We start from the raw sequence: 11,906 nt of genomic DNA, 5'->3' as shown, positions 1-11,906 counted from the left end.
GCGTCCGAAAGATAAAGGAATCGCTGGAGGCAGACGAAATTCTCTCCCCCACCGGAAATGCAGAATGGTCAATTGGCGCACTGCAATATATGCTCCGCAATGAGCGCTACATCGGGGATGCACTGCTGCAGAAAACCTATGTGGTGGATTGCTTAACCAAGGAAACCCGTAAAAACAACGGTGAAATCCCGCAGTATTATGTGACTGGAAATCATGAGCCGATTATTTCAAGGGATTTATTCAACCTTGTGCAGGAGGAAATCGTGCGGAGAGCCGGTAAACGAAAGGTTGCCAAAAAAGCGGTGAAAACTGAAAAAGGAAAATACAGCAGTAAATATGCCCTGACCGAGCTTCTCTGCTGCGGTGACTGCGGTACGCAATATCGCCGGGTCACTTGGGCGAGGAACGGCAAGAAAAAGGTAGTCTGGCGCTGCATCAACCGCTTGGAATACGGCACAAAATACTGTAAGGAATCCCCTACCATTGAGGAAAGCCGGTTACACCAAGCCATTGTCACTGCTCTGAACCGGCTGGATGAGGATAAGGCTGATGTTATCGAAACCCTCAAGGCAGGCCTGCGGCTGGCAATTGGTTCACAGGATGATGACAGCTTCAATGAAGCGGCTGTCCGAAACCGCATCGCAGAGCTGCAGAGTGTGATGATGGATTTAGTGGAACTCAGTTCCAAGTCCAGTGCCGGTGCGGATTACTTCGATGCCAAGTTTGAGGAAATCGCAGCGGAGATAAAGAAACTGCAGGGGCAGATTGGGGAGCATCAAGAGCAGACCATGCTCGCCCAAAATACACAAGCCCGAATCCATGAACTGCTTTATATGATGGAACATATTGACCTTAGCGTAAAGGAATATCGTGATGATATAGTCAAGGGGATTATTACCAAGGTAGTGGTTTTATCCACAGACCGAATCCGAATCACTTTTGATAACAATATGGAAATGGAGCAGGAACTGCTGAGTGAATAAAAATAGCAGGAGAAGCCGCCACAAAGCTGGCGGTTTTTTCTCTTGGACAGATTTTCTACTATTTTTCAATAGATTTCAGCATAATACTGTGGATATTTCCATAATTTACATGAATTTGATTGCTTTATTCGCCGCTGCGATATATAATATATACAATATTTATTTGGCAAAGGAACGTTTTAATGGACTATATGACTGCGAAAGAAGCAGCGGAAAAATGGGCAATCACTGCACGCCGGGTACAAGTGCTTTGCGCACAGGGCAAAATACCGGGCGCTGTTCGGTTTGGGGTTACTTGGGCAATACCAAAGGATGCGGTGAAGCCTATAGATGGCAGATATAAGAAAGATAAAGGGTAAAACCATTACTGAATTACAATCCAAATGAAGAGTGGTGTAAAAATGGGTGAGAATAAAACAAGATATGATATCACTTCGGCAGATACAAAAATTATCGGATTTGATTATCAATTTTTCTATTTTATGAAGGCCGTCCTTTCACTTAAAAAAGGACAATCAGTGGGATATGAAGCAAAAGATGATGTCCATATAACCCTCCCAGATGGAAGTCTAGTTTTAATTCAACTTAAACATACCACACAACAAACAGGTGATGGAAAACCGATTAATTTAACAGAATTAGATTCTGATTTATTAAAAACTTTATATAACTGGATTTTAGCAATTTGTGATATTAACGATGGGCGTGCAACTATAGCGTCACAACATAGCTTTATTAAAAATACGGATTTCATTTTAGCGACTAATAAAGATATTGAGCAAAATAAGTTTATTAACAATATTATACAAGTTCAAAATAAAACAATAAAATTAGAAGAACTAATATTATACATAGAGGGACTAATTCTGCAAACAGACAGTGCTGAGAGCAAAAAATATCTTCAACAATTTATCAATATGGACCGTAAGCTATTAAAGGAATTTATTAATAAACTTAAATTCGAAAATCAGGCAACAAGAATTTCTGAAGAAATAAAAGAGTTGATTGCTGATTATTATATAGCTGAAAGTCGCATAAATGATGTTTTTAATTCATTGTTTTCAGAGTTGAAATTAGCTCACTATGAGGCCGTACAACAACGCGAGAAATTAATCGTAGAATATGATTATTGGCATAGAAAGCTAATTACTATATTTGAAAATAATAAAAAAACGACTTTACCAATAAGAAAAGTAAATATACTATTACCTGATAGATTAGAGGAACAAACATTTATTAAAGAGCTAATCGATATAGGAGATATAAACATATTAGAAATCGGTCAAATTGAAGAGTTTACATCATTTATGTTAGAGGTGGAATTCAATTTAAAAACATGGTTTGATGATGGTGAGATTACCAAAGAGGAATTGGATTCTTTCAAAGAAGAAGCAATACTTTTCTGGAAAAACACCCATAGAGCAAATCATAGAACTACTTGCAATATAAATTTAGATAAAACTAATGCCTTAGCTTGTTTGGATCAAATAAGAGCCAAGGTGCTTACAGTTCAAGAAACACCACTCAAAATTGAGTTTTGCAATGGTACCTTCTATAGGTTAGCTAATGAGAATGAAATTGGTTGGTTAAAAAAGTGGGAGGATAAATATAGAAAATGACGGAGATACATTCTTTTTATAATAATGAAATATTAACTGGAATAGCGATTTTATCAGTATTGCATGAAGTTGAGGAGCTGGAGGTATCAAAAGCATTACTCGTGCAACCGATATTAAGTTATCGAGGTGTATTAAATTTTGTAAAAAAGAAAAATGTAAAAATAAGAAGTATAGAAGAACTCATATCTAAAAAGAGCTTACAATTTTGTAATTTTAACAAAAGGTATTTTGACAATTTGGAATTAAGTATGAACGCAATACTATTGATGAGGCAACTGGGCTTTTTAGATATTCGAGATAATAAGTTAGTCCGTGGAAATGTTGAGTTTGATTTAGATAATAAGACTCTTGGAGATAGAGCTAATGAAATTATAAAAGGAGCAAGTAATATTTCAAATGCCATTAATAAGGGGGATGCAAGTAATTTGTACCTAAGCTTGCGAATTGAATTATGAAATTTTGCATAAATAAGTTGATATTATGGTTGAAAAATGGAGAGATACGGACAATTCCTTTTTTGAATAATAAAATCAATGTTATCACAGGTAATAGTGACACAGGTAAATCTTCTATTTTAGACATAGTTGACTATTGTCTTTGTAGTAGCAAGGCCAATATCCCCAATCAGCATATTGGGGTAAATGTTTTATGGTATGGTATAAATATAACTATTAATTCTAAAAAATTCACTATAGCTCGTGGGGAAATAAAAAATTCCAAGCCTTCTTCCGAATACTTTTTTTCCGGAAGTGGAGAAATTCCAAAGACACCTTATTCAAGTATCGCAACAACTGAGTTGAAAACAATTTTGGAACAAGAATTTTCAATTAACGATTCGGTTACGTTTGCATATGGCGGAAAAAACATATCGCAGAGTACAAAAATATCCTACAGATATTTTTTGATGTTTAACACTCAATCTGGGGACACAATCAACGATAGTCAAGTATATTTTGATAAACAAAGTGATGATAGATATAGAGAAGCATTGCCCCGTATTTTTGACTTGGCTTTGGGAATTACAACTGTAGAAAATATGACGTTGAAATCAAAAATAGATAATGTACAAAAAGTATTAGATAAGTTAGAAAAAGAAAAAGCACAAGAAGAAACAACAAATGACGATGTGAAATTATTTAAACAATTGTTGCTTAAAAAAGCGAGAGAATATTATTTGATTAATAGTGAAGATGTTGATGAAGTCGATTTTGAAAAACTTAAGGAAATTATCTCAAGCGGAAAATTAGACTTAGTTAAATATCCAGATAGCAGTAAATACGATGCCTTATTGGAGGAACATCAGAAAACTGGACTGCAAATAAAAAAACTTAATAATTTCAATAAAGGCTATGCAAACTATAAGAAGCAACTTACGAAAGAAAAAGAGAGTCTTAGACCTGTTGAACATTTGAAGAAATTTATTGGTAACATCGAAAATGATGAATACAAACAATTCATTATTGTATTGGAAAAAGAGTACACTCAAATTAAAAAAATGATAGTAGATAAAATGCCATTTGAAACTGATATCAGTAATAAATTATCAGATTTGAATTCAAAACTTGATGATTTAAAACGCCAAATAGCACTATGTCCGCAAATAGAATACACACCTATAAGCGAAAGTGAAAGATATATTGCTCTTGGAGAGATTAAGTCAGAGTACACAAATCTAATAAACAAGCCAAAACGAAACAGTAATCTCGACGAGAGAATTAATAACAAATCCAAAGAACTTGATGAGTACAAATCAAGATATGTAGATTACGAGAGCGCACGGGAAGCTACAATAAACGCCCTTAACGATTGCATAGCTTCCTATATGGTTTTGGCCAAAAGTGCATTTGAATCTTATCAGGGATATGTTCCCAGCTATGATTATAAAAGACGTATTTTACAGCTCAGAAAAAACAAGACCAATCAGATAGAATCTAGAACAAGTAGTTCAGTTGATCTTTTTAGACATTTATGTTTGTTTTTAGGTATACACGAATTATCGGTTACTAATAAAGTGCCATATATTGCGCCGTTCTTAATTTTAGACCAACCAACTAGACCTTATTTTCAAACGAACAAAAACATAGATTACACTGATACTAAAAACAATACAGATTCTAAAGGAGATTGGAAAAAGGTTGAAGAAATATTTTTGATATTAGATGAATTTGTTAATAATATTCAGAGAAGCGAAAACGATATTCAAGTAATCGTTTTAGAGCATGTTTCAAGTGAAGCTTGGGAAGGTCGAGAGAACGTACATCTTGTAGAAGAGTTTGATGGTGTTCACAATGCTTTAATACCACCAAGAATTGCTAACGTAAAATAAAGACGAATGCTGCATCTATTTTGACCTAATGACACAAGATTATCAGGTTGAAATAGATGTAGAAAAGCGTCTGTTTTAACCTAATTTTTTTCCGTGTGTGTTATACGGCGAAGCATGGTTGGGCATACTTTTTTTCTGAGGAAAAACCCGCTGGATTTGTAATGGTTACTAATTTACCGGAACCGATGATACAGACATCGATTCCCAAGCGGAATTTGTCAGTTTGGTTTATACTCGATATGCTATAGTGGAAAGGACATATTGATAGCGCGCACAAAGTTGAGAAAGGCTTATCTACATAAAAGGAGGAGAAGCAATTGCTAAATAAGAATAGAAAATCAATGTTTTTTATCTTACTTACCCCGCTTTATCTGTTGATTTTTATATGTCTAATCGGAATGAGCATGGGGAGTGTTGAGTGGCTTAGCGCTACATTTATTGCATTTGTGATAATGGTATCCGCTTGGGGACTGAGTAAAAAAAACAGCATATTTACAAATATGATTGGGTTGTTATGTTTTATTGGTTTGAGTGTATATTTAATCTACCCGACGTTGACACAAACGGAACGTATAGGACCTTGGACAATAAGTATTTACGCCGGAGCTACACTTGCGCTTATGGGTCTGATAGCTTTTGCCTATGACATCATAAAATTAATGATCATGTATAAAAAGCAATGAATGCATCTATTTTAACCTAATGACACAAAAAAACATAATTTTTCGCCAAGGGGGAGATATGCCTTTTTTATGTGGAAAGTGTGGTAAAATCAATTTGAGTTCCATTGTCATAGAAAGATAAACCGATTTGCTGTGAGGTTTATTTATATAGTATGGAGGAAATATAAAATTGAATTTAACATTCAGACAATGCATACCGGATGACATTCATACACTTTGTAACTTTTCGTATAAAACATATAATGAAACTTTTGCTCACATGAACACGCCATCAAATATGAAAACCTATTTGGAACAGTCTTTTAATATAAACAAACTATCCGGAGAATTATCAAATAACAATTCATTATTTTATTTTCTTTATGCCAACGGTGAATTGGCAGGTTACTTAAAGTTAAATGAAGCCCCATCACAAACTGACATAAACGATATGCAATCGCTAGAAATAGAAAGAATATATGTAGCGAAGGAATTTCAAGGTGAAGGATTAGGCAATGTTCTTATGAACAAGGCGATTGATGTAGCGAACACGGGGAAAAAATTATATGTATGGCTTGGAGTATGGGAGAAAAACGATAGAGCCATTTTGTTTTATAAAAAGAATGGTTTTTATGAAGTTGATACGCATTCTTTTTTCATGGGAGAAGAAGAGCAAACGGATTTTGTAATGCGTAAAGATTTATAGCTTTTTTATATGCTATTATCTGCATAAAAGAATTAGCTGTTGTGAAATGCAGAGTTAGCAATAGATTCTTTTGAAAGACTAAAATCTTTTTTCAATATTTTCCCACCGAAGTTAGGAGAAAACAGATGCTTTATTGCTTCTGTTTTGTCCTGACTTTTTATGCTATACTGGTACCAAAAATTATTTGTATAATCGACCATTGGTTTACTTCTTCAGACTCAACCAATGGTTTCTTGCTATATTGTACACTGCCCAATAAAATAGATATAGGAGGTGTTGTTCAATGAATAATGAAAAGATGGGACAATTTATTTTTGAATTAAGAAAATCAAATCAGATGACACAAAAAGACTTGGCGTCCCAATTAAATATTACAGATAAGGCAGTCTCAAAATGGGAGAGAGGATTAAGTTGCCCCGATATATCGCTTTTACCGTCTATCGCAGACATACTTGGTGTAACAACAGGTGAATTGCTGAACGGTAAAAAAAGCAATGCCGATACCGAAGATGTGGAGATAATTATTGATAACGCCTTGCAGTATGCTGACAAAGCAGTAAAAAACAAAGCAAAGTCCATACAAAGTATATGTGCCACTGCATTTTCTTTACTGCTTTTGGCTGGCATTGTAGTATGTGCTATATGCAATATGGCGATATCAGGCAATTTTACTTGGTCACTTTTTCCAATTAGCTCAATTGTTTTTGCTTGGCTGGTATTTTTCCCCGTCATAAAATTTGGCGAAAAGGGAATTTGTGGAACAATGATTGCGTTAAGTGTTTTAATTGTCCCTTTTTTGTATGTGTTGGATCATTTAATTGAAATCAGTGATTTGATTTTGCCCATTGGTATTAGAATGGCCATCATTTCTATGGTGTTTCTTTGGATTGTTTTCGCATTATTTAAAATACTGAAATCAAGGAAACGAATTGCATCTGCCATAACTTTGTTACTGGCAATCCCCATGAGCTTTTTAATTAACGTTAGCCTCTCAAAAATTATTTCCGAACCGCTTTTAGACGTATGGGACATTTTTGCTTTTTGCATATTTGCGACAGCGGCAATCTTGTTGCTTGTAAAAAACTTTTCTATACCAAAAAAGAAATTTTTATGACAAGAATTTTGTAGAAAAACAATCTAATTTGCACAGTATAGCAATCAATCATCGTGATTATTGTATAACCCTCCGCCGCATCTATTCTGACCTAATGACACACAACAAGTGTTGGAATCAATAGTCAAGACGATGCTAAAGGGGCATCCTGATATAAGAATAACAGTGCGTTTTTTAGATAAATTATATCAAGATGCTGTTACCATTTGTGAAAATGAAGTTTATAAAGATTTTTTGCAAAATCAATCGAGCAAGGGCATTGAGGCATGTAATAAATTGAACGGTTTGTACTTAATTCCCAAAGACATTCATTCACAACAGTTTATACTTGTTTCGTCTCGACAACTTAAAGATGGGTACTCATATATTTCTACTGTTGCACACGAGACTAAGCATGCAATAGACCATACTGCGTTTGCAAAAAAATATTATAATGGCCGATTTGAGGACATTGGAAAACATGAGTATTCTCCACTATTTGAGGCGTGGGGCGAATATGTTGCGCATAAAATTGGCCATAGCGTTTTTATAAGTTGTGCTATGAATATCATTTTGGGTATGAGTGAGGACGAAATTAAAGATGAATTGTCCAACAATCAAATGCCCATAAGAATTTCTACTTTACAGGAATTGATGAAACAAGACTCGACGAAAGAAAATGTTAAAGAGATTCTATCAACCTTAGCCAAATTTGCGATATGGGAAAGCGATTTAGGTATTGATATAAGTGACTTATCAGATATTTTATTAACAACATTGCGTAACCTCAATAGATATGACGATTCAGCGCGGCCTTGACCGATTGCGAGACGCTTCCGTGGCTTACGCCCTCCGCTTCCGCAATCTGGCGGAAGTTCATACCTTCAAAATAGTAGGCAAGTAACCGCCGCCGTTGTATTGCCGTGAGCTGACCAATGGCGGCAAAAAGTTCCCTTGTCGCTTCTCCTCTGGTATAGATTTTCTCCGGCGAGGGGGAATGATGAAGCGCGTCATTTTCAATACCGTCGTGGCAGTCAAGTGAATACTGCGCTTTGTGATAATAAGTGCGACGCTTATAGGCGGCTTCCTGTCTGTCGGCGGCTTTCATTACCTCCAGCATTTCCTCTGTGATTTCCACAAATATATCTTCATTGCACCACGGGTAAAAATCCCGTAGATTGATTGATATCATAGCTATGCCTCCATTCGATTTTTGAGAGTGAGTAGTCAAAATCGTATAAGGCATGGCGGGGAACGACAGCCGGGACAGTACGGCACTTCGGGCCAACTTGGCCCGAAGTTACGCAGGGACTTGTCCGAAAAGTCAGTAAACAAAAAGACACCTATCCGAGAAAAAACTCGAACGGTGTCATATGAAAAATGAGCGCAATAACCGCCTGCGAATTGCTGCAATTTCAGGAAGCAAAGCAGGTTTAGAGCATCAGCTAAGCCAAGCCGTCACAGTAAGGTGGCGGCCCCTCATCAAATAGGTTTAAACCATAGCAATCCATAAAGGGCCCTCCAATCGCATAGCTGCCATTGGAAGGCCCTAAAAGCGCGCACTTATCAACCTACCTTTTTGTAAATTCTCAAAAGGCATTTATATGTTGTCGGCCGATATATGGTATCAAATAGGATCAGCTGTTTTTCAATAAGCTGATGCTTCCTGTAGACGTTTGCAGGATAATCTGGTTGCTTTTCGTACCAATTTGCCCTGTTATTTTTTTGCTGTCCTTGGTATTTATAGGGAAGTCGGAGCTAAGTTTTCCGGTAGAGGTTTTAGCTTCATATAAAAATTCGGCAGTATCGGGAAGCCGCAAAGTTATGCTCCCGGTTGTGGTTTCAATCTGTGCAGATTTAGTAAGGCATTCGTCAATCTTGACCGAAGCAGTTTTGCCCTGAATATCCAGCTTTTTAGCCTCCAGCTTTACAGCTTTAATGCTTCCCGATGTTGTGGTAACAGAAATATTGTCCGCGCTTAATGCTTGCGCTTTCATTCCTCCTGAATTTGTAGTCAGAATAAAGCTGTTTAGAGTTACCGAATCAAATTTGACTACACCTGTTGTTGTATGAATATCAAGATTTTTGGTAAAGTCATTCGGTAGATTGATTGTAAGCGTTGTGTCTTCGAGCAACTTACGATCCCTCTCTATGCCTATAGTAAGGACTCCCTCAATTACCTGAGCAGACAATTTTACTTCCTGCATCATCTTTTTTCCCGTTAAGTAAACCATCACATTGCCGCCAGTGCCGCTCTGGCTGATCTGTACGGTTTCCGTTGTCACATCAATTTTTATTTTGTCAATTGTTTCCGCGGCAAAAGATTGCTCTTCACTGATCTGCTTTACAGACAGCGCACCAAGTCCTAAAATTCCCAAAATAATCACTCCAATCAAAATTAATTTTTTTGTTCGTCTTAATTGCACTTTATCACCTTTCTCCTTATAGAAATGAATATTTCTATATTCATTCACAATGGGACAAAAAATAAATACAACAAGGTATTTATTTTTTTTTCCTATCCATCAGACCTTTCATAATAAATTCTGCTAAGTATTCCAATATGAGAGGAAAGTATTGAATTCCTAATTCTTCCTTATGAATATCGATATAAGGAATTGCATTGAAAATGGCGAGTATCATATCGTCATCGATATCATTTCTTAATTTTCCCTCTGAACGCCACAATTTTATAAGTTCAAACGTACTGCCGTTCATGATTTCATGAATGCTTTTTATCCCATCCGATTTATAAAATTCTTTTTCTATTTTACTGAACAAATCCCTGTTATACCATTCTTTTAAGATCGGGTTGGCTTTCATTCCTTCGAGGTTTTTTTTAATAATTCCTTTTATTAATTCTATAGGATCAGCTCCTGCCGGAACAGATTCCATGATACTCCTTTTTAACTTTTCATTTTCTTCTAGATAGATATCCATGAAAAGTTCCTCTTTGGAAGTATAGTATTTATAAAATGTACCCGTGCCGATTCCGGCCATTTTCGTAATATCCGAAACATTGGTTACTTTAAACCCATTACGGCTAAACAAATCTTTCCCACAATCAAAAATTTCAGATTTTTTGTCTTTCATAATGCTGCCTCCCAAATCAGAAATGAATACAATTTTATTCATTTCTGATTTTAGCACAGAAATTTTCATTTGTCGAGAGAACAAGTAAGATTTTCCTCAAAAAATTATTTGCTATTTCCGCGTGAAATGTGCACCCAGTTTCAACATTAAGTTTTTTAACTGCACATTATACATTAATCGTCTGTTAGCTGTCAATCTTGTTGTTTTTGGTGCTTGTTGTTGCTTCCTTATGCACCCTGTGCATTTGCGCCGGGGTTATCCAAGCCGTAGCCCTCCAGCAGATTGACAACGCCCCACACGCCAAGGCCCGCGCCCAGCGCAATGACCAGAGTTTGCAAAGTACCGATAGCAGAAGTGAAAAAAGCCATAAATTGTTCTCCTTTTCTCCCGGGTGAAAATGCCCGGACATAAAAATAACCGCCCATGTGGGCGGCTGCTTATACTTAAATAGTGATTTGGGTTGATGGCAAGGAGGTGCTCGTGGCATATATATTTCCCCTTAAAATGTAGTGAGATTTCCCAGCTCTTTCTTGTTTTCTATTCGTCTGCATTGCCTCTTGTTTCCTTATTTTGTGTTGAGTCTTGTACCTTGTATAGATTGTAGGCAATTCCAATCATATATACCAGAAAAATATTTCTGGTAAACTCCCGCCTGTCCCAATGGCGGCGTTTCTCGTGGGCAAGATTTTCGTCCTTGTGCTTGGCCTGATCAAGATATTCATAAATCTTTATCGTGACTTCAACGGACACAGCCTGTCCGTCGATTTTGATAAATACCTCCATGATGTTCTGTCCTTTCTGAAAGATTAAAAATTTCAGAAAGGACAGGGCGGCGAACGGCAGCAGAGAAAAATGGACGCAAAAAAGCCCGGCTGAACAAACGTCAACCGGGCATTGCAACAAATAAATTTTACTTGGCCTTGTGTGTAAATACACAGATGGACATAGTTTGCCCTTGGTTTAGGGCGGCTTTTTTTAACGAGTTACCAATTGGTATAAAATGGCGATGCACAATGGTATCCTCCTTATACCGCCGTGCCGATTTCATGATGTGGGTCGTCGTGGTTTCTATTTATGGCAAAAAGAAACGGCGGCTCTGATTACTCATATCCGCCGTTTGACAATATCATCAGTTGAGCATAGAAAATCGTCTACTCAGCGGCGGTTTTTTCTTTTCTGCCGCCGGGCAGATGATTACTTAATATTGAGAACGCCGATAATCTGTGAAAACCAGTTGCTCACGGATTATCGGCTCTACGTCTTAGCGTCTGGCTCTTTGCAAACTGAAAGGTTCAGGTGCATTACATAAATTAGGGTTTCCTGTTTGCATTTTGGATAAAAAGAGAAAATTTTCTGATTTTGGTGTCCTTACGTATTTTCATCCGAGTTTTGCTTCCGCAAACCGGACAACAAATCCATCTAGC

The 11,906-nt window shown here is 36.7% G+C and carries 13 protein-coding genes and 2 pseudogenes; 9 read left to right on the top strand and 6 right to left on the bottom strand.

Annotation, left to right across the window (positions count from 1 at the left end):
- The 9 genes from RT018_RS10570 to RT018_RS10530 all read left to right on the top strand — a co-directional run.
- Positions 1–983 (top strand): recombinase family protein (locus tag RT018_RS10570; RefSeq protein WP_312941703.1); only part of this gene is annotated, 983 nt, incomplete at its 5' end.
- A 182-nt stretch (positions 984–1,165) separates the two neighbouring features.
- Entirely contained in the window at positions 1,166–1,342 is a 177-nt protein-coding gene (locus RT018_RS10565) for a helix-turn-helix domain-containing protein (protein WP_312941700.1), read from the top strand.
- A gap of 42 nt (positions 1,343–1,384) precedes the next feature.
- Positions 1,385–2,602 carry a hypothetical protein gene (locus tag RT018_RS10560; protein WP_312941698.1) on the top strand — a complete coding sequence of 406 codons (1,218 nt, stop codon included), beginning with the start codon at positions 1,385–1,387 and terminating at the stop codon, positions 2,600–2,602.
- On the top strand, positions 2,599–3,057 hold the full coding sequence (locus tag RT018_RS10555; RefSeq protein ID WP_312941696.1) for a three component ABC system middle component: 459 nt from the start codon (positions 2,599–2,601) through the stop codon (positions 3,055–3,057). The genes RT018_RS10560 and RT018_RS10555 overlap by 4 nt, the downstream gene beginning before the upstream one ends.
- Before the next feature lie 62 nt (positions 3,058–3,119).
- Positions 3,120–4,928 carry a DUF3732 domain-containing protein gene (locus tag RT018_RS10550; RefSeq protein WP_312941694.1) on the top strand — a complete coding sequence of 603 codons (1,809 nt, stop codon included), beginning with the start codon at positions 3,120–3,122 and terminating at the stop codon, positions 4,926–4,928.
- 317 nt (positions 4,929–5,245) lie between these two features.
- Positions 5,246–5,611, top strand: a complete 366-nt coding sequence (locus tag RT018_RS10545) for a hypothetical protein (RefSeq protein ID WP_312941692.1) — start codon at positions 5,246–5,248, stop codon at positions 5,609–5,611.
- A 169-nt stretch (positions 5,612–5,780) separates the two neighbouring features.
- A complete protein-coding gene (locus RT018_RS10540) occupies positions 5,781–6,296 on the top strand; it encodes an N-acetyltransferase (protein ID WP_312941690.1) in 516 nt (171 codons plus the stop codon).
- 283 nt (positions 6,297–6,579) lie between these two features.
- The gene (locus tag RT018_RS10535; protein ID WP_312941687.1) at positions 6,580–7,410 is read left to right on the top strand and encodes a helix-turn-helix domain-containing protein; all 831 of its coding nucleotides are present in this window, start codon (positions 6,580–6,582) and stop codon (positions 7,408–7,410) included.
- A gap of 132 nt (positions 7,411–7,542) precedes the next feature.
- Positions 7,543–8,208 (top strand): hypothetical protein, encoded by a 666-nt coding sequence (locus RT018_RS10530; RefSeq protein ID WP_312941685.1) that lies wholly within the window; start codon positions 7,543–7,545, stop codon positions 8,206–8,208.
- Here the strand turns inward: RT018_RS10530 and RT018_RS10525 are convergent.
- The 6 genes and pseudogenes from RT018_RS10525 to RT018_RS10500 all read right to left on the bottom strand — a co-directional run bounded on the left by RT018_RS10525 (position 8,177) and on the right by RT018_RS10500 (position 11,897).
- Positions 8,177–8,581 (bottom strand): sigma factor-like helix-turn-helix DNA-binding protein, encoded by a 405-nt coding sequence (locus RT018_RS10525; RefSeq protein ID WP_312941684.1) that lies wholly within the window; start codon positions 8,579–8,581, stop codon positions 8,177–8,179. The genes RT018_RS10530 and RT018_RS10525 overlap by 32 nt on opposite strands.
- Before the next feature lie 445 nt (positions 8,582–9,026).
- The gene (locus RT018_RS10520) at positions 9,027–9,815 is read right to left on the bottom strand and encodes a DUF4097 family beta strand repeat-containing protein (RefSeq protein ID WP_312941681.1); all 789 of its coding nucleotides are present in this window, start codon (positions 9,813–9,815) and stop codon (positions 9,027–9,029) included.
- Between the two features lie 79 nt (positions 9,816–9,894).
- A complete protein-coding gene (locus RT018_RS10515; protein ID WP_312941679.1) occupies positions 9,895–10,482 on the bottom strand; it encodes a TetR/AcrR family transcriptional regulator in 588 nt (195 codons plus the stop codon).
- Positions 10,483–10,715: 233 nt separating this feature from the next.
- A pseudogene (locus RT018_RS10510) lies at positions 10,716–10,850 on the bottom strand (Maff2 family mobile element protein); the annotation flags it as partial.
- A 169-nt stretch (positions 10,851–11,019) separates the two neighbouring features.
- Complete coding sequence (locus tag RT018_RS15835) at positions 11,020–11,265, bottom strand: hypothetical protein (RefSeq protein ID WP_397360140.1); 246 nt, start codon at positions 11,263–11,265, stop codon at positions 11,020–11,022.
- Between the two features lie 471 nt (positions 11,266–11,736).
- Positions 11,737–11,897, bottom strand: a pseudogene (locus tag RT018_RS10500) (cysteine-rich KTR domain-containing protein).
- Between the last annotated feature and the right edge of the window lie 9 nt (positions 11,898–11,906).

It is taken from the genome of Oscillibacter sp. (assembly GCF_032060045.1).
Taxonomy (GTDB): Bacteria; Bacillota; Clostridia; order Oscillospirales; family Oscillospiraceae; genus Oscillibacter.
This window is presented reverse-complemented; position numbering and strand designations above follow the sequence as displayed.

Bases quoted from the DNA above. Each gene is read 5' to 3' on its own strand.
- RT018_RS10530 (WP_312941685.1), top strand. From the start codon at position 7,543: ATGCTAAAGGGGCATCCTGATATAAGAATAACAGTGCGTTTTTTAGAT.
- RT018_RS10535 (WP_312941687.1), top strand. From the start codon at position 6,580: ATGAATAATGAAAAGATGGGACAATTTATTTTTGAATTAAGAAAATCA.
- RT018_RS10560 (WP_312941698.1), top strand. From the start codon at position 1,385: ATGGGTGAGAATAAAACAAGATATGATATCACTTCGGCAGATACAAAA.
- RT018_RS10565 (WP_312941700.1), top strand. From the start codon at position 1,166: ATGGACTATATGACTGCGAAAGAAGCAGCGGAAAAATGGGCAATCACT.
- RT018_RS10525 (WP_312941684.1), bottom strand. From the start codon at position 8,581: ATGATATCAATCAATCTACGGGATTTTTACCCGTGGTGCAATGAAGAT.
- RT018_RS15835 (WP_397360140.1), bottom strand. From the start codon at position 11,265: ATGGAGGTATTTATCAAAATCGACGGACAGGCTGTGTCCGTTGAAGTC.
- RT018_RS10555 (WP_312941696.1), top strand. From the start codon at position 2,599: ATGACGGAGATACATTCTTTTTATAATAATGAAATATTAACTGGAATA.
- RT018_RS10515 (WP_312941679.1), bottom strand. From the start codon at position 10,482: ATGAAAGACAAAAAATCTGAAATTTTTGATTGTGGGAAAGATTTGTTT.